Consider the following 220-nt stretch of genomic DNA (forward strand, 5'->3'; position numbering starts at 1 on the left):
TCGGTGTAGCTGCCGTCGGGATTGAGGCAGTCCATCAGGCGGCGGGCCAGTTTGGCGAGCTGATCGGGCCGGAACTCAGCGGCCCTGGCCGCCAGTTGTCTCTCGGCGTGCGCGCAGGTGTCGAGGTCGACGGACTCGGGCAACTGGTGGAAAAACCGCCGGATCACCGCCACGTGGTCGGCCCCGATCGCCCCGTCACGCTGGGCCGCGGCGGTGGCGG

General features: G+C 70.9%; 1 protein-coding gene. It reads right to left on the bottom strand.

Going from position 1 to position 220, the window contains the following annotated elements; genetic code table 11:
* On the bottom strand, positions 1-220 hold a 220-nt coding region (locus ACYQ8K_RS30380), incomplete at both ends, for a DUF222 domain-containing protein (protein ID WP_459975104.1).

This window comes from Mycobacterium sp. MUNTM1 (assembly GCF_054660795.1).